A 24,360-nucleotide genomic window follows, 5' to 3' on the forward strand; every position below is an offset into this window, starting at 1 on the left:
CCCGGTCAGGAGATACAACCGGTCTTGGGCGCGGCGCTGATGCAACCCGCCTTCGGGGCCGCGCTGATGCAACCGTCCTTCGCGGCGGCGCTCGCCGAGTTGGCGGCGACCCAGTTCCGCCAGACGTCGTCCTGGGTCATCTTCTTGATCAACTTCTCCATCGTGAACCTCCGAAGGGTGACATATGGGTTGATGATCACGCGTGATGTCGCGCCGTCAGACGGTAAAGCGAAGCTCAAGACAGTGTCAAGCAACGGCAAAGCAGAAGGGGGTTCATCATGGCATGTCAGCCGCGTGAGCAGGTGTTTTTCGGACAGCGCGGAGACGTCACCTCGACCCCGCGACCGCTCGGCACACACCACCACCGGACCGACGAGACGCCCGCCCGACACCACTCCGGACACCGGCGGGGCGTTGCGATTTCGCCATCGTGCAGTGACCGACCCAGTCCGCCGACACCGAAGGGCGGGACAGCCACCCCACCGGGCCGGGCCTGGGAGTCCCACCCCGGCCAGCCGCCCGCGCCTCGACACCCCACCCCACGGCACCCCGACCGGCCCACCCCCCGACAGGGATACGCCAACCGCCCCACACGGCAAGCTTGTTGGGAAACCACCCACCGGGAGTACCACCCACACCCCGGAGCTCGCCGGATGTGCCGGCGCCCTACCGGAGCGGCCGGCCCCCCGCACGCGCGGGACGAACCCCACCCGAGCCACCCCGCCACGCCCCGACGGCGGCGTCCACCCCAGCGCCCGCCCAACGACGGCGCCCGTCCCGACCACCCCGTCACGACGGGACAGCCACCCGCCATCAGCCACCCGGCCGCCCCGCACACCCCGGGCCACCTCGCACACCCCGGACCGCTCCGACGCCGCCGCCGGTCGGCGCACCACCCCACCCGCGCCGGGCCCGCCCCTGTGGCACCATCGGGACCGTGACCAGCGAAGCCGCCGCCGAGCGACATGTGCGCGATCTCGCGCGGCTGCGCCGCGTGCGCGACCGGATCGACCGGGAGTACGCGCAGCCGCTGGACGTCGAGGCGTTGGCCCGTGGTGTGAACATGTCCGCCGGGCACCTCAGCCGACAGTTTCGGGCCGCCTACGGCGAGTCACCGTACTCCTATCTCATGACGCGCCGGATCGAGCGCGCGATGGCCCTGCTGCGGCGTGGCGACCTCAGCGTCACCGAGGTGTGCTTCGCGGTGGGCTGTGCCTCGCTGGGCACCTTCAGCACGCGCTTCACCGAGCTGGTGGGAACACCACCCAGCGTCTACCGACAGCGCGCGGCAAACGCCACGGTGGGGATGCCCTCCTGCGTGGCGAAACAGGTGACCAGACCGGTCAGGAATCGAGAAGCGGCGGCTCCGGGCCAGAGCTAGCGTGGCCGCCATGAACATCACCATTCACCAAAGCTTCCTCCCCCACCTCGACGCGGACGCCTCGCTGGCCTTCTACCGCGACATCCTGGGCTTCGAGGTCCGCAACGACGTCGGGTACGACGGGATGCGCTGGATCACGGTCGGCCCCGCGGGCCAGCCCGACACGGCCATCGTGTTGCAGCCGCCGGCGGCGCCCGGCTGTGGCATCACCGACGCCGAGCGCGACACCCTGGTCGAGATGATGGCCAAGGGCACCCTCGCCGCCCTCAACCTGGCCACGCCCGACCTGGACGCCACCTTCGAGCGGCTCCAGGACAGCGACGCCGAGGTCGTCCAGGAGCCGACGGACCAGCCGTACGGGGTGCGGGACTGCGCCTTCCGGGACCCCGCCGGCAACCTGATCCGCATCCAGCAGCTGACCTGATCCACCCCGCACCGCTCCGTGTGACCCGCGCGCCCCGCCCCGACCGGTCTCGTACGCCACGGGGCGGCGCCGGCGGCCCCACCACGACCTGGAGAGACGATGAGCGCCACCGCGCGAGGGGCCCGGCGCCCGCCGGCGCCGCACGCCGCCGACCGGCACGACCTGATCCGCGTCCAGGGCGCCCGGGAGAACAACCTCGGGAACGTCAGCGTCGAGATCCCCAAGCGCCGCCTGACGGTGTTCACCGGCGTCTCCGGCTCGGGCAAGAGCTCGCTGGTGTTCGCCACGATCGCCGCCGAGTCGCAGCGGATGATCAACGAGACGTACAGCACCTTCGTCCAGGGCTTCATGCCCACCCCGGGGCGGCCCGACGTCGACGTCCTCGACGGGCTGACGACCGCGATCATCGTCGACCAGCAGCGGATGGGCACCGACCCGCGCTCCACGGTCGGCACCGTCACCGACGCGCACGCGATGCTGCGCATCCTCTTCAGCCGACTGGGCCGGCCGCACGTCGGCTCGCCGCAGGCGTTCTCCTTCAACGTCGCCTCGGTCTCGGCGAGCGGCGCGTTCACCGTCGACCGGGGCACCGAGAGGACCCAGACCGTCAAGCGGACCTTCACCCGCACCGGCGGCATGTGCGTGCGGTGCGAGGGCCGCGGCACCATCTCCGCCATCGACGTCAGCCAGCTCTACGACGACTCGCTGTCGCTCACCGAGGGCGCGTTCACCATCCCCGGCTACAAGACCGGCGGATGGGGCTACCGGCTGTACGCCTCCTCCGGCTTCTTCGACCCGGACAAGCCCATCCGCTCGTACACGAAGAGGGAACTGCACGACCTCCTCCACCACGAGCCCGTCAGGATGAAGATCGACGGCATCAACATGACCTACGAGGGGCTGGTGCCCCGGGTGCGGAAGTCGTTCCTGGCCAAGGACCGGGAGGCGATGCAACCGCACATCCGGGCGTTCGTGGACCGGGCGGTCACCTTCGCCACCTGTCCCGAGTGCGAGGGCACCCGGCTCAGCGCGGCGGCCCGCTCGTCGCGTATCGCGGGCCTGAACATCGCCGACGCGTGCGCCCTGCAGATCAGTGACCTGGCCGACTGGGTGCGCGGCGTGACCGAGCCGTCGGTGGCTCCCCTGCTGGCCTCGCTGGAGCACACCCTCGACTCGTTCGTGGAGATCGGCCTGGGCTACCTCAGCCTGGACCGCGCCTCGGGCACCCTGTCCGGCGGCGAGGCCCAACGCGTGAAGATGGTCCGCCACCTGGGCTCCAGCCTCACCGACGTCACCTACGTCTTCGACGAACCGACCGTGGGCCTGCACCCCCACGACATCCGCCGCATGAACGACCTCCTGCTACGACTGCGCGACAAGGGCAACACCGTCCTGGTCGTCGAGCACAAACCCGAGGTCATCGCCATCGCCGACCACGTCGTGGACCTGGGACCCGGCGCGGGCGCGGCGGGTGGCACCGTCTGCTTCGAGGGCACCGTGGCGGGGCTGCGGGACAGCGACACCCGCACCGGCCGCCACCTCGGCGACCGGACCGGCGTCAAGAAGCGGGTGCGCACCCCCACCGGCGCGCTGGCGATCCGTGGCGCGAGCACGCACAACCTGCGCGGGGTCGACGTCGACGTTCCGCTCGGGGTGCTCACCGTGATCACCGGCGTCGCGGGGGCCGGCAAGAGTGCGCTCGTACACGGCTCGATCCCGGCCAGCGCGGGGGTGGTCTCGATCGACCAGAGCGCCATCCGTGGCTCCCGGCGGAGCAACCCGGCCACCTACACCGGGCTGCTGGACCCGATCCGCAAGGCGTTCGCCAAGGCCAACGGGGTGCCGCCGGCACTGTTCAGCGCGAACTCTGCCGGGGCCTGCCCGAACTGCGCCGGCGCCGGCGTCGTCTACACCGACCTGGCCGTGATGGCCGGTGTCGCCACCGTCTGCGAGGAGTGCGAGGGCAGGCGGTTCGAGACCTCCGTCCTGGACCACCACCTCGACGGTCGCGACATCAGCGAGGTGCTCGCGATGTCGGTGACCGAGGCCACGGAGTTCTTCGACGGCGCGCTGCGGACGTGCGCGGCCACCGCGGGCAGGGCCAACCTGACGGCCGCGCACCGCGTCCTGGGCCGGCTCGCCGATGTCGGGCTCGGCTACCTGCGCCTGGGGCAGCCGCTGACGACGCTGTCCGGTGGCGAGCGGCAACGGCTCAAGCTGGCCACCCGCCTGGCCGACAAGGGTGGGATCTACGTCCTCGACGAGCCGACCACCGGGCTGCACCTGGCTGATGTGGAACAGCTCCTGGGCCTGCTCGACCGGCTCGTGGACGCCGGTACGTCGGTCATCGTCGTCGAGCACCACCAGGCGGTCCTGGCGCACGCGGACTGGATCATCGACCTGGGACCCGGGGCCGGGCACGACGGCGGCCGGGTCGTCTTCGAGGGCACGCCGGCCGACCTCGTCGCCTCCGGCGCCACGCTCACCGGCGAGCATCTGGCGGCGTACGTCAGCGGCTGACCGGGGCGGCGCGGCAGGCGGTCGGGCGGGGCCACGGCAGGTGGCGAGGGGTAGGCGCCGGGCGGGTCGCTCACCCGAGGGGCGCCGTGCCACGGGCCTCCCCCGTGACGAACGCCAGCACCTCCGCGATCACCGTGGGGTCGCCGAGGATGCGGCGGTGGCCGAGGCCGTCGGTGCGCAGGAAGCGGGCTCGCGCGCCGTAGGCGGCGGCGATGAGCTGGCCCTGGTCCACACCGACCTCGTGGTCCTGGGCGTCGTGCACCACGAACAGCGGCTGGGTGAGCTCCCCTGGCCGGTCGGCGGGCGAGAACCGCTGCCAGAAGTCGGGTTCGGCGGCGAACAGGCGCTCCGTGCGGCGGCGCAGTTCGGCGGCGTACACCGGGCGCACGCCCAGTTGCGCGCAGAACAGGTCGGGCAGCACGGCGAAGTCGCTGACCGCGCCGATGGTCACCAGGCGTTCGGCCGAGGCGCCCCGGCGCAGGGCCAGGTAGGCGCTGGTGCCGCCGAAGGAGTGTCCGACGATCGCCCGGAACGGCCCGTGGCGCTCCTGGAGCAGGCGGATCAGCGCCACGTGGTCGAGGATGGTGGTGCTCGTGCCGCCGGAGTCGCCGTGGCCGAAGGCGTCGTAGGCCACGGCGGGCAGGCCCAGTTGGTCCAGGCCGTGGACGAAGCCGGCGAAGTTGGCGGCCCGGCCGCCGAAGCCGTGCACGAACAGGACGGGTCGTTCGCCCTGGCCCCAGCGGTAGCTCACCAGCCGGCGGCCGTTCACCGTCAGCTCGTCCACCTCGGCCCGCTCGTGGACGGGGCGCTGGGCCTCCCGCACCCGGTCGCGGAACCGTGGTGCGAGGAACAGGCGGTGGACGTACCCGCCGAGCAGGCGCGGCGAGAGGTACGAGGCGGTGTTGAGGACGGCGCGTACGGCGGTGAGGGACTCGCTCATGGGACCACCTCGGGGGTTCGCGCCGGGCCACGGCGGCTGCGGCACCTCGACATCGTACTGAACTGACTCCCGTACCAGCCCAGTTGAGCCGCCGCAAGCGACGGCCGGGGAGGTCCTGGGCCCGGTCCGGCCGGGGCTCAGTGCCAGCGGTGGTCGGCGGGCCAGTGGGCGCGCCCCCGGGTGGTCACGCGCCGTGGTGTGGGCCAGGGCCCGGGGTCGGACACCGCTCGCATCAGCACGTGGGCGTTGGTGCCGGTGAACCCGAAGGAGCTGACGGCGGCCGTCGGCGGCTCGGCCTCGGGCCAGGGCAGCGCGGTGCGCGGCAGGCGCAGCCGGTGCCAGGGGATGGCGGGGTCGGGTTGGTCCACACCCGGTTGGGGCGGGATGGTGCGGTGGCGCAGGGCCAGCGCGACCTTGATCAGCCCGGCCGCGCCGGAGGCGGTCTCCAGGTATCCGAGGTTGGCCTTGGCCGAGCCGATGTACAGCGGCGGGGCCTGCTGGCCGGCGGGCCGGTAGACGTCGGCGATCGACTCCGCCTCGCTGACGCCGCCGAGCCTGGAGCCGTTGGCCTGGGCCTCGACGTACTGGACGCGGCGCGGGTCGAGCTCGGCGCTCGCCAGGGTCTGGGCCATGACATGGCGCTGGGAGGCGGCGGAGCCGGCGGCGAGGGAGGGGCGGGCGCCCTGCTGGTGGACGCCGCTGGCGGTGATGAGGGCGTACGGGCGGTCGCCGTCGGCGGTGGCGTCCCGCTCGCGCTTGAGGACCAGGACCCCGCAGCCCTCGCCACGTACGTGCCCGTCGGCGGCGGCGTCGAAGGGGCGGCTGCGACCGGTCGGGGAGAGCATGCCGGCCCGTTCGAAGACGCCCGTGGTGAAGGGGGCGAGCAGCAGGTGACAGGCGCCGACCAGGGCCATGTCGCACTCGCCGCTCCGCAGTGACGCGGCGGCCAGGTGCACCGCGACCAGGGCGGACGAGCAGGCCGTGTCCACAGTGAGCACCGGGCCGTTCAGGCCCAGCCCGGTGGCCACGCGGGCCGCGCTGGCGCTGAGCGCTCCGCCGGTGCCCATGTACGGGGAGAGTCCGGCGACGTCGAGGCCGTTGCGCAGCCGGGCGAAGCCGTACTCCACGGTGCTCACCCCGGCGAAGACCGCGACCCGGGCCGAGCGGTCCGGCGGCGTCGTCTCCTCCAGCGCCTGGGCCGCGCAGGTGAGCAGCAGCCGTTGTTGCGGGTCCATGTGGTCGGCCTCCTCGTCCGGGATGCCGAAGCGTTCGGCGTCGAAGAGGTCGATGTCGGTCAGGTAGGCGCCCTGGCGAAGGACGCGGGCCAGCGGGGCCAGGTCCGGGGCGCGTACGTTCCAGCGGGGTCGGCCGGTGGAGTCGGTGGGGATCTCGCGCCGCTCCTCCAGGCCCCGGCCGGCCAACAGGGCCTGCCAGTACCGCTCGGGCGTGTCGATGCGGCCGGGGAAGCGGCAGGCCAGGCCGACCACCGCGATGCCCTCGGTCTCCCGCAGTCGCTGACGGGCCAGGGCGAGCACGAGTTGGGCCTTGGTGAGCTGCTGGAGCGAGGCGATGTACTCCTTCACCGGCTCACTCCCTCGACCGCGCGACCAACGCGGCCAGTTCGGCCTCGGCCGCCGCGTCGGAGAGCGCGCCCACCTCGTCCCCGGGGCGCGGGCGCGCGGGTGGTGGCGCGGGTTCCGCGCGCGGTGTCAGGGCCTGGGTCAGGTGGTCGGTGAGCAGGGCGACCGAGGGGTGGTCGAAACCGATGGCGGCGGACAGCGGCACTTGGAAGGCGGCTTCCAACGCGTTCTTGAGCTCCACGGCGGTCAGCGAGTCCAGGCCCAGTTCGAGCAGTCGCGCGTCCGGCGCGATGTCGTCGCCACTCTCGAAGTGCAGCAGGGTCGCGATCCGGGCGCGGATGACCTCGTTGACCGCCGCCCGGCGCGCGGCCGGCGGCAGGGCCAGCAGCGCGGGCAGGTCCACGGCGCGCTGCCCGGCCCCCTGGTCGCCGGCGACCTCCCGGTAGAAGGCGCCCGCCGAGGGCCGGCCGGCGACCAGGCGGGCCCAGTCGACCTCGCCGACCAGCAGGTGCGCGGGGGCCAGGTCGAGCGCCGTGGCCAGGGCTCGGGCGCCTTCGGCGGGCCGCAGGAACGTCATGCCCTGGGCGGTGATGCCCCGAGCCAGCCGGTCGCCGAGTTCGGCGGCCATGCCCACCTCGGCCCACGGGCCCCAGCCGATGCTGAGCGAGGGCAGGCCCTGGGCGGCGCGCCCCTGGGCGAGGGCGTCGAGGAAGGCGTTCCCGGCGGCGTAGTTGCCCTGGCCGGCCGGGCCGACCACCGAGGCGACGGAGGAGAAGGCGACGAGGAAGGGCCGGCCGGGCAGCTCCGTCAGGGCCCGGTGCAGCTGCCAGCTTCCGTACACCTTGGCCTGGAACACCGTGTCGATGTCCTCCCAGGTCAGGGCGGCCAGTGGGGTGTCGGCCAGGACGCCGGCCGCGTGCAGGACGCCGCCCAGCGGCCGGGGCGCCGCGCGCAGCCGCGCCAGCAGGCGCCGGACGTCGTCCGGGTCGGCCACGTCACAGCGCACCGCTGTGAGGCGCACGCCCTGGCCCAGTTCGGCGGCGTACGCGGCGGTCTCGGCCGGCTCGGGTACGTGGCGGCCGACGAGGGTGAGGTGGCGGGCGCCGAGGTCGACCAGTTTGCGCGCGGTGACCCGGCCGAGGGCGCCCAGCCCGCCGGTGATCAGGTACGTGTGGTCGCCGTCGACGCTGATCCGGCGCGGTGGCGCCGTGTCTGCCTCGAAGTCGATGACGAGCTTGCCGACGTTGGCGCCCCGGCCCAGGACCGCGAACGCCTCCTCGACCTCGTCCAGGTGGTAGGTGGTGGTCGGCAGCGGGCGCAGTTCGCCGCGTTCCAGCAGGTCGGCGATGGTGCGCAGGATCTCCCGATTGATCTGGCGCAGGTCGTGGGGCGCGAACTCGCTGAGGTCGAAGGTGTGGAAGGCGACGTCCGGGCGGGCCCGGGCGGCCCGCTCGGGCGTCCAGATGCCGATCTTGCCGAGCTCGACGAACCGGCCGCCCGTGCCGAGGGCGCGCATGCCCGCCGCCACGAAGTCCTTGTTCAGGCTGTTGAGGACGACATCCACGCCCCGGCCGTCGGTGGCCGCCAGGATCTGGTCGGCGAAGTCGAGGTCGCGCGAGGAGTAGACGTGCGTGAGCCCCTGGGCGCGCAGCAGGTCGTGTTTGCGCGGGCTGGCCGTGGCGAACACCCGCGCCCCGACGCGCTGGGCCAGTCGCACGGCGGCCTGGCCGACGCCGCCGGCGGCGGCGTGCACCAGGACGCTCTCGCCCGCCCGCAGGCCGGCGAGGTGGTGCAGGGCGTAGAAGGCGGTGACGTACGCGGTGGCCACGCCGGCCGCCTCGGCGATGTCGAGCGAGGCGGGTTTGCGGGCGGCCATCGCCGACGGCAGGGTCACGTGGCGGCGCAGGCAGCCCGGGTGACTGACGATGACCTCGTCGCCGACGGCGAACTCGGCGTCGGGTCCGGCCGCGACGACGGTGCCGGCGCCCTCGAAGCCGAGGTCGAGCGGCCGGTGCGCGGCGCCGCTGGCCCGCGCGTGGTCCCTGAGCAGGCCCAGCACGTTCAGGACGTCCTTGAGGTTGAGGCCGGCGGCCCGCACGCGGACCTGGATCTGGTCGCCCTCGGGGGGCACGTCGGGGCAGGGCACCTGGTGGACGTGGGCGAACTCGCCGTACTCCCGGATGGCCAGCGCGACGTTGGTCTCGCTCTCGGCCTCGGGCCGTACCGGGCGCAGGCGGCGCACGTGCCGGTGTCCGGCGCGGTAGGCGACCTGGAACTCGTCGGCCTCGGCGGCCAGCAGTTCCTCGGCGAGCGCCCGGCCGTCGCCGCCGACGGGCAGGTCGACCAGCGTGGTGTCGTAGGCGGGGTACTCGGCGCCCAGGGTGCGGCCAAGGCCCCACAGGGTGGCCGCCGGCGCGACCGGCTCGGCCCGGCCCCAGCGCCCGGGGCCGTCACCGCGCGGCCACTGGGCGCCCTCGGTCACCAGCCACAGGCGCTGGCCGGGGCCGAAGCCGTGCCGTTCCAGGCCGGCCAACAGGGCGAGCAGGTCGCGGTAGTTGGCCTCGCACTCGGCCCGTAGGCGCGCGTCGTCCGGGGGGCCCGGGTGGGTGGTCCACAGCCAGCAGACGTCGGTGGGTGCCTCGGCCAGCAGCGGGACGGCCTCGGCGGCGTCGGCGACCTGGCGCACCAGCGCGTCGGCGTCCCGCAGGTGCGCGTGGGTGGCGGCGAGCTCCCGCGTGGCACCGCCCACCAGCAGGACGCGGCGCTCGCGCTCGGCGCCGCTGGCGCGGACCAGGGACCGCTTGACCCAGTGCGGGGCGTGGAAGAGCCGCCGGCGCGGGGCGGCGGGGGCGGCCACCGGCGCCAGGCGCAGGCCACGGGCCACGAACACCGGCCGGCCGTCCTCGGTGAGCAGCATGTCGGCGGTGAGCTCGCCCTCGGCACCCCGCTGGCCGGTCAGCCGCACCAGGCTGCGCAACCGCCGGCCCCTGGGCTTCTTCAGGAGGTGGAAGTGGTCGATGCCGACGGGCAGGTAGGTGCGCTCGGTGTCCAGGACGCCGGCCAGCGACTGGGTCACGTGGTCGAGGAGGACCGGGGGCAGGTGTTCCAGCGGGCCGGCCGCGCAGCCGCGCAACAGCCCCACCGCCACGTCGCGGCCCTGTCGGGTCAGGCGCTCGATGCCCTGGAAGGCCGGCCCGTACTCCAGGCCGAGGGCGGCGAAGTCGGCGTAGAGGTCGTCGGGTCGGCGTGCGGGGTGGGTGGGGCCGTCGGCCGCCGCCCGGCGCTCCAGTTCGGCCGCCGCCTCCGCCAGGGTCGGCGACGGCGCGCCCGGGGGTGCGATGCGCGCCGTGGCGTGGGGGCGTTCGATGGCCTGGTCTCCGCCGTCGAGCCGGCTGAGGATCTCGACGTCGGCGCCGCCGTCGGCCCGGTGTCGCAGTCGGGTGTGTACCGGGGTGGGCCGCTCGGTGCTCAGGATGAGCGGTTCGTGGATGGTCAGGTCCGTCAGGGGGCGGCCGTTCTCGCCGAAGACCGCGTCCTGGAGCGCCAGCAGCGTCTCGACGTACCCCGCGCCCGGGAACACCGGCTGCCCCATGACGACGTGGTCGGCGAGGTACCCGGGCCGCTCCGGTCCGAGCGCGGTGACGAACTCCCTTGTGCCGTCGGTACGTTGACCGTCCGTGGTGGTCTCGGCGCCGAGCAGCGGGTGGTGGTCCTGGCCCGCACCGCCCCGGCGCCCCGCGTGCCGGTCGCCGGTGATGGGCAGCCAGTAGCGGCGGGTGTCGAAGGCGTACGTCGGCAGCGGGACGCGTCGCCCGCCCCGGCCCCGGTGGTGGCCCGCCCAGTCGACGGGCAGCCCGGCGGCGTAGTACGCGGCCAGCGCCTGGCGGATCACCGTGGCGTGTGGGTCGTCGCGGGCCGTGCTGCTCAGCCACAGGTGGTCGGCCCGGACGGCGGTGCGCTGGGCCAGGTTGAGCAGTGTGGTCGCGGGGCCCACCTCGATGAAGGCGTGGCCGCCACGGGCGGCGACGGTGGCCAGGCCAGCCGCGAAGTCGACCGGTTCGACGATGTGGCGCGCCCAGTAGTCGGGGGTGGCCAGCTCCGCCGGGTCGGCGAGCGCGCCGGTGGCGTTGGAGACCAGGGCGATGTGTGGCTCGCGGAAGGTGAGGTGCGCGATCTGTGCGCGGAAGGCGTCGCGGACCTCGGCCATCAGGGGCGAGTGGAAGGCGTGCGAGACCGCCAGCGGCCTGGTGCGCACGCCGCGTTCGACGCAGCGCGCGGCGACGGCCGCCACGGAGTCCGCGCCGCCCGACACCACGCAGTGCTCGGGCGCGTTGAAGGCGCCGAAGGAGAGGTCGTCGTACGCGTCGACCAGGTCGGCGACCGTGCCCGGGGCCGCGTGCACGGCCAGCATCGCGCCGGGTGTCGTCACCGACTGCATCAGCCGCGAGCGGGCCGCCACCAGCGCCACGGCGTCCGGCAGCGAGAACAGCCCGGCCACCGTCGCCGCGACGACCTCGCCGATGCTGTGGCCCAACAGCACGCCGGGTTCGACTCCCCAGCTTCGCCAGAGTTGGGCGGTGGCCCACTCCTGGGCGAAGAGCGCGGGCTGGGTCAGCCGGGTCTGGTGGACGCGCTCGGGGTCCGTGTCCGTGCCCAGCAGCAGGTCACGCACGGAGTGACCCGGGTGCTCGGCGAACAGCGCGTCGCACTGGTCCAGGTGTTCCCGGAAGACGGGGAACGCCTCGTACAGCGGCGCGGCCATGCCCGCGTACTGCGCGCCCTGGCCGGTGAACAGGAAGGCGACCTCGCGGATGTCCCGGCCGGTGGGGGCCGGCCCGGTGGTGGGGGCGGTGGCGCGGTCGAGGAGCTCCGCCAGCTCTCGCCGGTCGTGTACGACACCCGCCAGGCGGCTGCCGAAGTGGGCCCGCGCGACGTTGCCGGTGTAGCAGATGTCGGCCACGCTCTGGTCGGGGTGGTCGGCCAGGTGTCGGCGGTAGCGCTCGGCCTGGCGGGCCAGGGACCGTTCGGTGCGGGCCGAGAGGGTGAACACGTGGCCGCCGGTGGCGGCGGCCGGCTCGGCGGGCGGGTAGGGGGGCGCCTGCTCCAGCACCGCGCTGGCGATGGTGCCGGCGAACCCGAAGGAGTTGACCAGGGCCCGGCGGGTGGGCGCCTGCCAGCGCTCGTCGGCCACCGGCACCCGCACCGCGTACCGCTCCCACGGGATGTGTTCGGAAGGGCTCTCCAGGTGCAGGTGCGGGTAGACGCGCCCGTGGTGGAGCTGGAGCGCCGTCTTGATGACACCGCCGATGCCGGCCGCGGCCTCCATGTGGCCGACGTTGGTCTTGAGCGAGCCCACCAGGACGGGCCGCTCGGTGGTGTGCGAGGCGGCGAAGACGGCCTGGATGGCGCCCATCTCGATGGGGTCGCCGAGCGGGGTGCCGGTGCCGTGCGCCTCCACGTACTGCACGTCGCCCGGTTCCAGCGTCGCGCTGGCCAGCGCGGCGCGCATGACCTCCTCCTGGGCGAAGCCGTTGGGCACCGTCAGCCCGCCGCTCTCCCCGTCCTGGCGTACGGCGGACCCGCGGACCAGGGCGAGGATCCGGTCGCCGGCGCGCTTGGCGTCCGAGAGCCGCTTCAGGACGACGATGCCGCAGCCCTCGCTGCGGCCGTAGCCGTCGGCGGCCGAGTCGAAGGTCTTGCACCGGCCGTCGGCGGAGAGCATGTTCGCCCGCGAGAAGACGACGTGGTTGCGCGGGTGGTGGATGACGTTGACGCCGCCGGCCAGGGCGATGTCGCAGGCGCCGCGCCGTAGCCCCTCGGCCGCCAGGTGCAGCGTCACCAGCGAGGCGGAGCAGGCCGTGTCGACCGCCAGGCTCGGGCCGCGCCAGCCGAGGAAGTACGAGAGACGGCCGGGGACGGCCGAGTGCGCGGTGCCGGTGCCGATGCTCGCGTCCAGCTCGGCGAAGTCCAGGGCGTCCGCCTCGATGGTGTAGTCCACGGTGGACACGCCGAGGTAGACCCCGCCGTCCGTGCCGCGCAGCGCGCCCGCGTCCAGGCCCGCGTCCTCCAGCGCCTCCCAGGCCGTGTGCAGCGCCAGCCGTTGCTGCGGGTCGACGAACCGGGCCTCCTTGGGCGAGACGTTGAAGAACGGGGCGTCGAACTGGTCCACCTGGTCCAGGAAGCCGCCCCCGCGCGTACGGACCCTGCCCCGGTCGTCGGCGCCGTCCGAGGAGAAGCCCGCCACGTCCCAGCGGTCGGCGGGGATCGGCCCCGTGCCCGAGCGGCCCCGCGCGAGGAACTCGGCGAACCCCGCCGGCGTGTCGTTCCCCCCGGGGAACCTGAGGCCCACCCCCACGATCGCGATCGGCTCGTACTTCTCCAGCAGGAGTTCCCTGAGCACCTGGCCCTGCTCGTGGAGGGCCCGGCGCGCGGCGGCCAACTCCTGGTGTACGTCCGGGCGCGCGTGGGACATGGTGGTTTCCTCCGCTCGGAGGCCGCTGCGCCCCCGGATAGGTGGTGGTCGGGCGTGCCGTGCGGGCGGTCAGGGCCGGTACAGGTCGTCGAGCAGGTCGGCGACCAGCGCCTGCCGGGTCCGGGACGCGGCCGGCGTGGCGGCGTCGCGGGGCGCGGCGCTGTCCCCGGGCCCGGTCGCGTCGGCGGGCGGGGACGCGGCCGGGGCGGGGGCCGTGCTGTCGTGGTCGTCGGGCGCGGGCGCCGTGGCGGGGTCGGGCGGGGCGGGTGACACGGCGCGGGCCAGGTGGTCCACGAGGTGGCCCAGGGTCGGGCTGGCGAAGAGCGCGGCCGTCTCGACGGTGTGGCCCAGCTCCTCCTCCAGTCGCTGCCTGATGTCGGCGAGCCGGAGCGAGGACAGGCCGAGGTCGAAGTAGTTGCCGTCCAGCGGCACTTCCTCGCCCGGCTCCATGAAGAGCGCCGCGCGGAACTCCTCCTGCGCCAACTCCGCTATGCGTGCGCGCCGTTCGGCGTCGGGGAGACCGCGTAGGCGCTCGGTGAAGGGTGTCGTGGTCACGGGGTCAGAACCGTACGGGCAGGCGGCGCGGCACGCGGATGAGGTACGAGGTGCGCCAGGCGATCTCCTCGGCGGGGACGGCCAGCCGCAGGTTCGGAAAGCGACGGACGAGTTCGCCCAGCGCGATGCGCAGCTCGTAGCGGGCCAGCTCCTTGCCCGGGCAGTGGTGCGGGCCGCGCCCGAAGCCGAGCTGCCAGTTGTCCGGCCGCTCGAAGTCCAGGACGTCCGGGTTCGTGAAGCGCATCGGGCAGCGGTTGGCCGCCCCGAGGGAGATCAGCACCAGGTCGCCGGCGGCGATCCGCTCCCCGCCGATCTCCACGTCCTCGGCGGCGAAGCGTCGGATGCCGCTGTGTGTGGAGCCGTCCCAGCGCATCAGCTCCTCCACGGCGTCCGGGATCAGCTCCGGGTTCTCGCGCAGCTCCCGCGCCTTGTCGGGCTGTTGGGCCAGGGCGAGCACGGAGGCGCCGATCTGGCCCACGGTGGTGTCGTAGCCGCCGAGCAGCAGGAAGAAGGTCATGCCGACCATCTCCTGGTCGGTGAGCGGCTTGCCCTCGGTGTCGCTGGCCGTCACCCAGTAGGAGATCAGGTCGTCGTCGGGCGCGCGCCGCTTGAGGTCGATCAGTCCCTGCACGTACTCCAGCAGCTTCTCGGCGGCGGCCCGGGCCTGGGCGGGTTCGCCGCCCAGGAGTTCGTCGCTCCAGTAGCGGAAGTCGCCGCGTTGGTCGTCCGGCACGCCCAGCAGGCCGGTGGTCATGGTGATGGGCAGCGGCGCGGCCAGGCCGCTCATGATGTCGCCGCCGCCGGTGGCCGCCAGCGCGTCCAGCAGCTCCCCGGTCACTCGCTCGATCCTCGGGACCATGGCCTCCACCCGCTTGGGGGTGAACGCCCAGTTCATGAAGCGGCGCAGCCGGGTGTGCAGTTCGCCGTCCTCCATGTGCAGGTTCCCCGAGCGGACGATCTCGGGGAGGATCTCGCTCTGGTAGTCGGGGCCGGCGTGGCGCCGGTTGCGTACGAAGCGGCGGTCCTTCAGTGCCTCGCTGGCGTCCGCGTAGCCGGTGATCAGCCAGGCGTCGTTGCCGTCGGGCAGCGAGACCCGGTGGACGGGCCGGCCCGTCTCGTGCAGCGCGGCGTAGGTCGGGTACGGGTTCCTGAAGTACCGCTCGTCGAACGGGTACGGGTGCCGGGGCGCGGACTGCGCGGCGGTCATGACAACCCCTTCTCGGGTGGGTGACGGGAGGAGGCGCGGGGCGGCTCGGGTGGCGGGCCGCCCGGTCAGGCGGGGAGTCCCTCGTAGAAGGGGAGACCGTCGTGGACGGTGACGCGGTAGGAGACCGTGGGCTCGGGTGTGCTGGTGTGCCGGGCGCGGTGGACGAGGCTGCGGTTGTCCCAGATCAGCAGGTCCCCCCGGTCGAAGGTCTGGAGGTGGATGTTCTTGTGCTGGCAGGACTCGTCCAACTGGCCGACGGCGTCCAGTGCCTGGCGGAGCACCTCGGCGTCGAGCGGGTCGCCGTGCGCGTCCTGGAGGCTTTCGGTGAAGCCGGCGCTGGCGTAGAGGACCTGTTCGCCGGTGGCGGGGTGCGCGAAGACCGCCGGGTGCAGGACGGGCGGGGTCCTCGTCTCGATCTCCCGCAGGATCTCGGACAGGGGCCGGTAGACGTCGTGCGGCCGGATCTTGAAGTACCGCCGCACGCTGTGCACGCCCACGGCGCGCGCCAGGGTGGCCCGCAGGTCCGTGGGCAGGTGCGCGTAGGCGCGACCCATGTCGATGAAGTACGTGCCACGGTCTCGCTCGGGGACGACCTGCGGGTAGATCAGGGTGAGCCCGAAGGGCCTGGCCATGAACATGTAGTCGGCGTGCCAGAACTTGCCCGTCTTGGGTACGCCGATCTGCACCCCGTCGTGTCGCACATTGGAGGAGACGAAGATCTCCGGCACGTCGGGATGCTGGTACATCGGCTCGTAGTACGTCTCCGGCGTACCGAGTCCCCGGCCCAGACGCAGAAACCGCTCGGGGGTGAGGTCCTGTCCCCTGAGAACGACGATCTTGTCGGCGTAGACCCGGTTCCTGATCTCCGCGAAGTCGGCCGCCGACGCCGATTCGAGACGGAAGTCCTCGACCACGGAGCCGATTTCCGCGTCGGGCTGTCGAGTGATCTTCACTCTCGCCCCTCCCCTCGGTCAAAAACGCACGATTCGCTTCACGAACACGTGTCGAGCAGGATATTTGTGGACACTTAGCGGGACCTTAAGATCCACTTACAACGGCCCCTGAACGGCGCCGTCTTGAGACCGGACGACCCGTCGCGCCCGGCGGCTGGAGCGCTCGCGCCCGCGCCGCGCGCGACGGCCCCACGCGGTCCCGTAAACCGGTCGGGTATCGAAAGTCGCGCGGCCCCGGCCTACGCGCCTGACGCCGTTTCGAACAAAGGACCTGACGCTTCCGTCGGGTCGCCGTCAGCGGGGTGGAACGCGGCCCGCCGCGCCCCTTGTCGGACACCCGATACGGCTAGGGTGTCGCGCAGTCAAACCCACCTGTATCAAGAGGACTTGTTCATGAGCGGAACGCGCATCCTGACTCTCGGCCACTACCAACCACAAAAGGTGCTCACCAACGACGCTCTCGCGAAATTGGTCGACACCAGCGACGAGTGGATTCAGAGCCGGGTCGGCATTCGCACCAGGCATATGGCGGCGGCCGATGAATCGGTCGCGGACATGGCCGCGGAGGCCGCTCAGAAGGCCCTGGCGAACGGGGGGCTGGCCGGTGCGGACATCGATCTGGTCATCGTGGCGACCTGCACCTCACACGACCGCTCCCCCAACGTGGCGGCGCGCGTGGCCAACCGGCTCGGCATCCCCACGCCGGCGACGCTGGACGTCAACACGGCCTGCTCCGGATTCCCGCACGCCCTGGCCATGGCCGACCTGTCGATCCGGGGCGGCTCGGCGACCAGGGCCCTGGTCATCGGTGTCGAGAAGCTCACGGACTTCGTGGACTGGTCCGATCGCAGCACCTGCGTGCTGGTGGGCGACGGAGCGGGGGCCGTCGTCGTGGGCGGCGACGCGGGCGACTCCCCCGCCATCAGCCCCGTGGTGTGGGGGTCGGCTCCCGAGATGGGCCGGGCCGTCCTCATCGAGGGCCGAGAGGGCTCCTTCTCCCAGGAGGGCCAGTCCGTCTACCGCTGGGCGACGACCAGCCTCCCGGAGATCATCCTGCGGGTGTGCGAGCGCGCGGGCGTCCGGCCGGAGGAGCTCGGCGGCGTGATCCTCCACCAGGCCAACCTGCGGATCATCGAACCGATCGCGCGCAAGATCGGCGCGGTCAACGCGGTCGTCGCCCGTGACGTCGTGGACTCCGGCAACACCTCGGCGGCCAGCATCCCGCTCGCCTTCTCCAAGCTGGTCGAACGCGGCGAACTGACCCCCGGCTCCCCCGTGCTGCTCTTCGGTTTCGGTGGCGGCCTCTCCTACGCCGGTCAGATCGTCCGCTGCCCCTGAAACCCGCAATACCCGCCCGCTCGCTTCCCGCCCTCCTTTTCGCTCCCGCATTCCTTCGCCGGGCCTCACAGCGCGTAGAAGACCCGGCTTCTCACCTGACATTCCAGTGAGGGATCGCGCGCGAGAATCGAGCGTTGAATGTCCTGGAGCTGCGGTCCCGGTTCGAGACCCAGTTCGTCGACGAGAACGGTCCGTATCCGGTCGAAGGCACGCAGCGCGTCCACCGTACGGCCGCTGCGATAGAGGGAAACCATGAGATAGCCGTAGAGCGATTCCCAGGTCGGGTGGGCCTCGATGAGCGAATAGAGCTCACTGATCAGCGCGTGGTGCCGCCCCAGTCCCAGTTCGAGCTGGAGTCGCCGCTCCTGGGCGTAGACCCGCTTCTCGTCGAGGAGGCGGCCGATGCCGTCGAAGGCGGGCAGGCCACGGAAGCCCTCCAGGGCCGGCCCGCGCCACAGGCCGACGGCCGAGGCCAGCGCGGCGGAGGCCGCGTCCAGCTCGCCCTGGCGTTGCAGGTCCCGCGAGGTGGCCACGTACGCCTCGAAGTGGTGGAGGTCCAGGCAGGACGCCGGAAGCTGGAGTTGGTAGCCGGTGGGCCGGGTGGTCAGCACGGCGGGGTCCAGGCGTAAGGCGCGAAAGTGGCTACGGAGCTGGCAGATGTACACGTGCAACGCCGTGGGGGCGCTGCGCGGCGGTGTGTCCGACCAGATGGCGCCGATCAGCCGCTCCGAGGGGATCGCCGTGCGGTTGTGGTAAGCGAGATAGCCCAGGACGGCGCTGACTTTCGGTGCCCACGGGCCGACGCTTTCCCCGTCGGACCTCTCGATGGCCAGCGGCCCCAGAATGCGGACCAGCATGCGCGACACCCCCGTGTTCTCCGTGACATGACGATTCGCCCCCCGTACGGCGCATTCCAAGATCGGTCATTCGGAGACGGCGTCAGGTACCTGTGGGCCAGGGTCCGAGTGTTCTCGGGTGGCGAGTCCTCATGCTTCTGGCGTGGCGGCGGATTGTCTACCTGCACGGCGTCGACACACCACGGCCACCATTCGGGAATTCCCCCTTCCCCCGACCAGGGGACACCCGGAAGGGGCCTGACGCCGCCGTGTCCGTCCGCGCCAGGCGCGTCCCGGGGGACGCGAGCGACCCGTTCACGCGGCGGTACCGAAGCCGTTGCCGATCATGAGTAGGCTCAGCGCCCGGGAGTGCGGGGTTTGTGAACGCCTCCCCGCCTTGACCCACTTGAGGAGCATTGTGCGCCTGACCATCGACCGACGCCGAACGCTCGGTGCCGCCCTACTCGTCATGGCGGTGACGGCCACCCCGGCGACCGCCGCCGCTGCCACCCCGCTGGCCTCGCCCGCCCCGGCGAACGCGCCGGCCGCCGCGGCAGCGGTCGCGGCCCCCGACACCCAGGCCCTCACCCAGGCCCTGCGGAACACGCTCAAGGCCGGGGCCCCCGGCGCGATGGCCCGTTTCACCGGGCCCGGCGGCACCCAGACCCGCACCGAGGGGGTGCGAAACCGGGCCACCGGGGCGGCGATGGACCCGAACGCCCGCTTCCGCATCGGCAGCGTCACCAAGACGTTCTCCTCCGTGGTGCTGCTCCAACTGGTCTCCGAGGGCAAGGTCGCGCTGGACGCCCCGGTCACCCGGTACCTGCCGGGCACCCTGCCCGACGACCGGATCACGGTGCGGCACCTGCTGACGCACCGCAGCGGACTCTCGGACTACACCAACGCGATGTTCGCCAAGACCGTCCCCGGCTTCGAGGCCGTCCGCGACCGCGTCTTCGGCAACAGGGAACTGGTCCAGCTCTCGCTGCGCGAGCCCAGGACGACCGAGCCCGGCGGCGCCTACCGGTACTCCAACACCAACTTCGTGCTGGTGGGCATGATCATCGAGAAGGTCACCAAGAACCCGGTGGCCAAGGAGTACGAGCGCCGCATCATCAAGCCCCTGAAGCTCAGGAACACCTCGTACGTGCACCCGGCCACCGCCATCAAGGGCACCCACGTGCGCGGCTACCTGCACCCCGACGAGGAGGGCGGGGCGCTGGTCGACTCCACCGAGCAGACCGTCTCCTGGGCGCAGGCCGCGGGCGCGATGATCTCCAACGAGGCCGACCTGAACACCTTCATGTCCGCCCTGCTCCGGGGCCGCCTGCTGCCGGCCAAGACGCTGGATGCCATGCTCACCATGACCCCGGCCGACGCGACCAACACCCGCTTCTACGGGCTGGGGCTGCGCCGCTACGACCTGTCGTGCGGCACCCGGGTCTACGGGCACACCGGCACCGTGCAGGGCTACTACACGTACGCCTTCACCACCCGGGACGGCAAGCGCGCGCTGTCGGCGATGGCGAACACCTCCAACCGGGGGGCGGCCAACACGGCGCTCGGCGGCACGCTGGAGGCGGCCTTCTGCGGCACCCAGAAGGCGCAGAAGCGCGGCTTCGCGGCGCCCACCACGGCCGAGACGGACCTGCCCGAGAACGGCTGACGCCGCCGATCGCCACCTGACGCGGCCGGTGCGCCGCGGTGGGCCGCCACCCACCGAAGGCACCACGGGGTCCGGGACAGCGACACGTCCCGGACCCCGGTCGCGTTCCGCGCCCCGCTCGGGCTCCGGACTCCGCCCGGACCCCGGAATCCGCGCTCCGGCGCCGTCGCCCGCCCGCGCGGGGTGCTCCGGTGGGCGTCGGCCGCCAGGGTGACCCCCAGCGACGTCCGACCTCCGCCGCTGCTGGGCCAGTTGGGCGTGTCGCGGTTTGGGCGGGGCGTCGTCGAGTGATCCATGGGGTCGAACGCCGGCACGCCGGCGCGTCGTCGGCCCGTGGTGGGCCGCCAGGCTCTCACTGCCCGTGGGGAACCGCCCCCGGGGGACGCCCGCGCCCCACCCGGCACGAGAGCGTGGAGGTCCCCCGTGAAGTGGCATGCGCATCCGGCCCGGCCCGTTCGGCGGCGCTGAGCGATGGTGGAGTTCGACCGCGGGCCGTCCGCCCCGCTCGCCGACCTGTTCGCCCAGGTGCCCGACCCACCCGACGCGTCGGCCTTCTGGGCCGACTGGGGGCCGATCTTCTACCGTGGCCGCCTCGACGGCTCGGCCCGCGTGCTGGTCGTGGCCTCCGACCCGGGGCCCACCGAGCGGATCGCCGGCCGCAGCCTGGTCGGCAACGCCGGCCAACGCGTCCAGGGCTTCCTCGCCAAGCTCGGCCTGACCCGCTCCTACGTGTGTCTCAACGCGTGGGCCTACGCCGTCCACCCCGGGGACGCGCGCGCGATGGCCGGCCGGTTGGCCGACCAGGACCAGCGAAGCTGGCGCAACGCGGTCTTCGACCAGGCCACCGGCGCCGCGCTGCGGGCCGTCGTCGTGATGGGGTTCATGGCCCGGGAGGCGGTCCGGCTGTGGACCCCGCCGCCCGGGGTCACCCTCGTGGACGTCCCCCACCCGTCCAACCCCGAGGAGGCGGAGCTGCTCGCCGCCTGGCGCGCGGCCATCACCCTGCTGCGGACGGTCGTGCCACCGGACGAGGACGGGGACAACACCGGCCCCAACTACGGCGAGGTCTTCCAGGAGTCCGACTACGCGCCGATCCCCCACCGCGACCTGCCCTTCGGCGCGCCGGCCTTCCTCGGCGACGACGCCTGGGTACGCGCCCGGCCGGGTGGGGCGCAGAACTCCGTCAGCCGCCCGCGCCCGGACGACGAGCACACGCTGATCTGGAAGGCGCCGGACTGATGGCGCTGGCCCTGGGTGGCACGGTCGTCACCTTCGACGCGGAACACCGCGTCCTGGACCCCGGCGTCGTCTACGTCGACGACGACGGCCACCTGGCGGCGGTGCGCGCGGCCGGACAGGGCCCGCCGACGGGGTTCGCCGACGTGCCGCGTATCGACACCGACGCGCTGATCCTCCCCGGTCTGGTCGACCTGCACAGCCACATGACGTACAACACCCTCCCGTTGTGGGAGGCGGCCGGCGTTCCCTACCAGCACCACGACCGCTGGGTGAAGGAGGAGCACGCGCCGGACTACTCCACCACCGTCACCTGGCCGGCGAAGGTGCTCGCCCAGGCCGCGCCCGAGGCGCTGATCAAGTACGTCGAGGTCAAGGCGCTGGTCGGGGGCACCACCGCGCTCCAGGGCGCGCCGATCGCGACGCGCGCGGTGGACGGCTGGCTGCTGCGGATCATCGACACCGAGAAGCTGCCCGCCGGCCGCGACATGGTGATGACCGCCGCGCTGCAACTCGACCCGGAGGAACTGCGCGAGGAGCGGGCGCCCAAGCTGGACGGGACGCGCGTGTTCGTCTACCACGTCGCGGAGGGGCGGGTGGGCTCGATCGTCCACCGCGAGTTCGAGGACCTGCGGCCGTGCTGGCGACCGGGCTTGATCGGCGTCCACGGCACGGCGCTGACCGGCGAGGACTTCGCGGCCTGGCAGGGCGCGGTGCGGGCGATCGACCCGGCCCAGCGGGCCACGGTGGTCTGGTCGCCGTTCTCCAACTACTGGCTCTACCACGACACCACCGACGTGGTGAGCGCCGATCGCGAGGGCCTGCGGATCGCGCTGGGCTCGGACTGGGCGCCCTCGGGGACCAAGCACGTGCTGGGCGAACTCAAGGTCGCCGACGCCGTCAACCGCCATCGCCTGGACGGGCACTTCAGCGACCGCGAACTGTGTGACATGGTCACCGCGAACCCCGGCGACGCGCTGGCCACGGCGTGGGGGCGGCAGGTGGGGCGGCTGACCCGGGGCGGCGCGGCGGACCTGCTCGTCCTGGAACGCCACGCCCCGGCCCGGGACCCGTACCGCAACCTGATCGAGGCGACCGAACGCCATGTGCGGCTGGTGCTGGTACGTGGCCGGCCCTTCTACGGCACGCCCGCGCTGATGACGGCCGCCGGGGCCACGGACACCAGCCCGATCACGGTGGCCGGGCTGCGGCGTCGGGTCGCGGTGCGGCAGCCGGGGCGGACCGACGCGCGACTCGACTGGCCCGGGGTGCGGCGCGCGCTGGAGCGGGTCCGCGCCGACCCGGTGGCGGCCTGGCGCGGCGCGCAGGACGCGCTGGCCTCCTGGGGCGGGCCGCTGGACGACCCGGACGCGCCGCTGGTGCTCTTCGGCGACATGCCCGAGGGTGACGTGGGCGCGTTCGCCGCCGCCGGGGAGGTGCCCACGGGCCTGCGCGTCCCGCCGCTGGACACGCTGACCCACGACGCGGCCTACTTCGCCGCCGTGGCCCGCGCCGGCGCGCCCGAGCTCCAGCACCTGAGGGAGTACTACCGGTGAGCCGGGCCGTGGCACAGCCGCCCCGCGCCCTGCCGGACTCGGTCGGACTGGACGCCTTCCTGCGCCAGGCCGAGGCCGACCCGCTGCCGCTGGCGGGCCGCTACCAACTGGTGGCCGCCGCCCGCGTCCTGCTCGACGAGCTCTACGTCCACCTGCCGCTGAAGCGGGCGATGCACGCCACCGACCCGGTGCAGCGGCTGCGCCTGCTGGAGCGGCGGCTGGCCCCGCTCAGCGAGCCGCAGTTCCACGCCGAGCTCGCGGACGTCTTCCGGTCCCTGCGGGACCTGCACACCGTCTACCAACTGCCCGCCCCCTACCGTGGCCACGTGGCGACGCTGGGCTTTCTCGTCGAACGCTACGCGGACGCCGACGGGGCGACGCACCACATCGTCTCCAAGATCGACCGCTCGCTGGTGCACGCCGGCTTCGACGTCGGCGCCGAGCTGGAAACCTGGAACGGCGTACCGATCGAGCGGGCCGTCGAGCGGCACGCGGCCCTCCAGGCCGGCTCGCACCTGGACGCGCGCCTGGCGCGCGGCGTGGAGTCCCTGACGCTGCGCCCGCTGCGCACCAGCCCGCCGCCCGACGAGCGCGAGGTGCTGCTCTCCTACCGCACCCGGGCCGGGCGCCGGCGCGAGACGCGCGTCCCGTGGCGAGTGCGGGCGGCCGAGTGGCAGGCGGGGCGGGCTCAGGACCCCGTTCCCACACTCGGCACCAGCCTGGGCATCGACGTCGGCAGCGAGACCGCCCGCCAGGTCAAGCGTGGCCTGTTCGCCCCGGCCCCGGCGCGGCGTTCGGCCCCCCGTACCCCGCGCGGCGTGCTGGCCCACCGGACGCTGCGGCTGCGCGGTCGCTCGTACGGGTACCTGCGCGTGTTCTCCTTCAACGTGCCCGGCGCCCGGTCCTTCGCCGAGCAGGTGGCGCAGATCGCGGCGCGCGCGCCCACGGCGGGGCTGGTCGTGGACATCCGGGGCAACCCCGGCGGGCACGTCCCGGCGGCGGAGTCCGCGTTGCAGGTGCTGAGCGAGCGGCCGGTGACCCCGGTCAGCTTCTCGCTGCCGACCACGCGGGCCGCGCTGACGCTCGCGCGGGCGCACTCGGACTTCCGGACCTGGACGAGTTCGATTCGCGCGGCCGTGGAGACCGGCGAGGTGTACTCGCAGGGCTTCCCGCTGACCGACCCCGAGGCGCTCACCGCCGACCTGCCGCGCTACGCCGGCCCCACGGTGCTGATCACCGACGCGCTCTCGTACTCGGCGGCCGACATCTTCGCCGCCGGCTTCCAGGACAACGGCCTCGGCCCGGTGCTGGGAACCGCGCGCCGCACCGGAGCCGGCGGGGCCAACGTGTGGACGCACGAGCTGTTGCGGGTGTGGCTGCCGGAGCTGCTGGGGGAGCTGCCGCGCGGGGCGGGCTTCCGCGTGGCGCTGCGGCGTGCCACGCGGGCCCGGGGCAACGTGGACGTACCGCTGGAGGACCTCGGCGTACAGGCGGACGCGTCGCACGCGTTGACCCGGCGCGATGTCACCGAGCACAACCAGGACCTGCTGGCCGCGGCCACCGCGCTGCTGGCCTGAGCACGCCCCGCCGGCCACGGGCGGTGCAGGGCGCCGCCACGGCCGGGCACCGCACGGCGGCGCGCTGAGACTTACCACATGTCGTCAGCCCACCGGGACTAACGGCCCTGACCTGCGGG

At 73.4% G+C, this 24,360-nt stretch carries 16 protein-coding genes; 8 read left to right on the top strand and 8 right to left on the bottom strand.

Annotated elements, in window-relative coordinates; translation table 11 throughout:
- Positions 1–5: 5 nt before the first annotated feature.
- Positions 6–161 (bottom strand): hypothetical protein, encoded by a 156-nt coding sequence (locus ACFVFR_RS09045; RefSeq protein WP_383699044.1) that lies wholly within the window; start codon positions 159–161, stop codon positions 6–8.
- A 776-nt stretch (positions 162–937) separates the two neighbouring features.
- Between ACFVFR_RS09045 and ACFVFR_RS09050 the strand changes: the two genes are divergently transcribed.
- The 3 genes from ACFVFR_RS09050 (at position 938) to ACFVFR_RS09060 (ending at position 4,325) form a co-directional block, all read left to right on the top strand.
- Positions 938–1,381 (top strand): helix-turn-helix transcriptional regulator, encoded by a 444-nt coding sequence (locus ACFVFR_RS09050; RefSeq protein WP_383699045.1) that lies wholly within the window; start codon positions 938–940, stop codon positions 1,379–1,381.
- Positions 1,382–1,391: 10 nt separating this feature from the next.
- Positions 1,392–1,805 (top strand): VOC family protein, encoded by a 414-nt coding sequence (locus tag ACFVFR_RS09055; protein WP_383699046.1) that lies wholly within the window; start codon positions 1,392–1,394, stop codon positions 1,803–1,805.
- Between the two features lie 99 nt (positions 1,806–1,904).
- Positions 1,905–4,325: an ATP-binding cassette domain-containing protein gene (locus ACFVFR_RS09060; RefSeq protein ID WP_383699047.1), complete on the top strand. Its 2,421-nt coding sequence runs from the start codon at positions 1,905–1,907 to the stop codon at positions 4,323–4,325.
- A 70-nt stretch (positions 4,326–4,395) separates the two neighbouring features.
- Here the strand turns inward: ACFVFR_RS09060 and ACFVFR_RS09065 are convergent, their stop codons facing one another.
- The 6 genes from ACFVFR_RS09065 to ACFVFR_RS09090 all read right to left on the bottom strand — a co-directional run bounded on the left by ACFVFR_RS09065 (position 4,396) and on the right by ACFVFR_RS09090 (position 16,032).
- Entirely contained in the window at positions 4,396–5,265 is an 870-nt protein-coding gene (locus ACFVFR_RS09065; RefSeq protein ID WP_383699048.1) for an alpha/beta fold hydrolase, read from the bottom strand.
- A 137-nt stretch (positions 5,266–5,402) separates the two neighbouring features.
- Complete coding sequence (locus ACFVFR_RS09070) at positions 5,403–6,848, bottom strand: polyketide synthase (RefSeq protein ID WP_383699049.1); 1,446 nt, start codon at positions 6,846–6,848, stop codon at positions 5,403–5,405.
- 4 nt (positions 6,849–6,852) lie between these two features.
- Positions 6,853–13,317 (bottom strand): SDR family NAD(P)-dependent oxidoreductase, encoded by a 6,465-nt coding sequence (locus ACFVFR_RS09075; RefSeq protein ID WP_383699050.1) that lies wholly within the window; start codon positions 13,315–13,317, stop codon positions 6,853–6,855.
- A 69-nt stretch (positions 13,318–13,386) separates the two neighbouring features.
- A complete protein-coding gene (locus ACFVFR_RS09080; protein ID WP_383699051.1) occupies positions 13,387–13,872 on the bottom strand; it encodes an acyl carrier protein in 486 nt (161 codons plus the stop codon).
- A 4-nt stretch (positions 13,873–13,876) separates the two neighbouring features.
- Positions 13,877–15,079 carry a cytochrome P450 gene (locus ACFVFR_RS09085; protein WP_383699052.1) on the bottom strand — a complete coding sequence of 401 codons (1,203 nt, stop codon included), beginning with the start codon at positions 15,077–15,079 and terminating at the stop codon, positions 13,877–13,879.
- A 65-nt stretch (positions 15,080–15,144) separates the two neighbouring features.
- Entirely contained in the window at positions 15,145–16,032 is an 888-nt protein-coding gene (locus ACFVFR_RS09090) for a TauD/TfdA dioxygenase family protein (protein WP_383699053.1), read from the bottom strand.
- A 393-nt stretch (positions 16,033–16,425) separates the two neighbouring features.
- Between ACFVFR_RS09090 and ACFVFR_RS09095 the strand changes: the two genes are divergently transcribed.
- The gene (locus ACFVFR_RS09095; protein ID WP_383699054.1) at positions 16,426–17,370 is read left to right on the top strand and encodes a beta-ketoacyl-ACP synthase III; all 945 of its coding nucleotides are present in this window, start codon (positions 16,426–16,428) and stop codon (positions 17,368–17,370) included.
- 65 nt (positions 17,371–17,435) lie between these two features.
- On the opposite strand, the gene ACFVFR_RS09100 is transcribed toward ACFVFR_RS09095, so the two are convergent.
- Positions 17,436–18,227, bottom strand: a complete 792-nt coding sequence (locus ACFVFR_RS09100; protein ID WP_383699055.1) for a BTAD domain-containing putative transcriptional regulator — start codon at positions 18,225–18,227, stop codon at positions 17,436–17,438.
- A 448-nt stretch (positions 18,228–18,675) separates the two neighbouring features.
- On the opposite strand from ACFVFR_RS09100, the gene ACFVFR_RS09105 reads away from it, so the two are divergent.
- The 4 genes from ACFVFR_RS09105 to ACFVFR_RS09120 all read left to right on the top strand — a co-directional run bounded on the left by ACFVFR_RS09105 (position 18,676) and on the right by ACFVFR_RS09120 (position 24,241).
- A complete protein-coding gene (locus tag ACFVFR_RS09105; protein ID WP_383699079.1) occupies positions 18,676–19,872 on the top strand; it encodes a serine hydrolase domain-containing protein in 1,197 nt (398 codons plus the stop codon).
- 471 nt (positions 19,873–20,343) lie between these two features.
- Positions 20,344–21,111: a hypothetical protein gene (locus tag ACFVFR_RS09110; RefSeq protein WP_383699056.1), complete on the top strand. Its 768-nt coding sequence runs from the start codon at positions 20,344–20,346 to the stop codon at positions 21,109–21,111.
- A complete protein-coding gene (locus ACFVFR_RS09115; RefSeq protein ID WP_383699057.1) occupies positions 21,111–22,664 on the top strand; it encodes an amidohydrolase family protein in 1,554 nt (517 codons plus the stop codon). Before ACFVFR_RS09110 ends, ACFVFR_RS09115 begins: the two co-directional genes overlap by 1 nt.
- Entirely contained in the window at positions 22,661–24,241 is a 1,581-nt protein-coding gene (locus ACFVFR_RS09120; protein ID WP_383699058.1) for a S41 family peptidase, read from the top strand. The genes ACFVFR_RS09115 and ACFVFR_RS09120 overlap by 4 nt, the downstream gene beginning before the upstream one ends.
- The last annotated feature ends 119 nt before the right edge of the window (positions 24,242–24,360 follow it).

The sequence above is a fragment of the Streptomyces sp. NPDC057702 genome, assembly GCF_042799315.1.
Taxonomy (GTDB): Bacteria; Actinomycetota; Actinomycetes; order Streptomycetales; family Streptomycetaceae; genus Streptomyces.